Origin of the sequence: Streptomyces sp. NRRL F-5122 (assembly GCF_001507435.1) — a bacterium.
In the GTDB taxonomy this organism is placed as follows: domain Bacteria; phylum Actinomycetota; class Actinomycetes; order Streptomycetales; family Streptomycetaceae; genus Streptomyces; species Streptomyces lannensis.
This window is the reverse complement of the sequence record NZ_LMWH01000175.1, coordinates 1-315: the sequence shown is the minus strand read 5'-3', so window position 1 is coordinate 315 and position 315 is coordinate 1. Positions and strand designations below refer to the sequence as shown.

Genomic DNA, 315 nt, shown 5'->3' with positions numbered 1-315 from the left:
AGGTTCAGGTCCTTCTTGTCGACGACCTCGACGGTGGCGAGGCGGACGAGACCGTCACGTTCGCGCTGGACGGCAAGACGTACGAGATCGATCTCACCATCTCCAACGCGGACAAGCTCCGTGGCCTTCTCGACCCCTATGTGAAGGGTGGCCGTCGTACCGGAGGCCGTGCGTCGGGCGGACGCGGCAAGGCCCGTACCGCAGCTGCCGATGGCGGCCAGGACACCGCGCAGATCCGCGCCTGGGCGAAGGAGAACGGCCTCGAGGTCAACGACCGCGGCCGCGTCCCCGCGAGCATCCGCGAGGCCTACGAGA

General features: G+C 68.3%; 1 protein-coding gene. It reads left to right on the top strand.

Annotated features, from left to right (window positions below; genetic code table 11):
* A partial coding sequence (locus ADL25_RS18780) for a histone-like nucleoid-structuring protein Lsr2 (RefSeq protein ID WP_059128919.1) occupies positions 1–315 on the top strand: 315 nt, incomplete at both ends.